At 78.5% G+C, this 256-nt stretch carries 1 pseudogene; it reads left to right on the top strand.

The window, feature by feature from the left end:
- A pseudogene (locus GT354_RS08625) lies at nt 1-256 on the top strand (hypothetical protein); the annotation flags it as partial.

A 256-nucleotide genomic window follows, 5' to 3' on the forward strand; every position in this document is an offset into this window, starting at 1 on the left:
GCTCGGGCGGCACGGCGGCGTTCAACGCCCCCGGAGTGCCGGCGCAGACCCCTCCGTCGGCGGCGTACGGCCGGCCCTCGCACGACCCGTACGGCGCCTCCGCGCAGCAACCGCCGTTGTACCGCGACGCCCCGGCGTCCGGGACGTACGGCGCGCCCACGCAGCAACCGCCGCTGTACCGCGACACCCCGACGTCCGCCACGCACGGGGCGCCCGCGCAACAGACGGGTGGCTACGGGCAGACCGGCCCGACCGG

Origin of the sequence: Streptomyces sp. SID3343 (genome assembly GCF_009865215.1) — a bacterium.
Classification (GTDB): Bacteria; Actinomycetota; Actinomycetes; order Streptomycetales; family Streptomycetaceae; genus Embleya.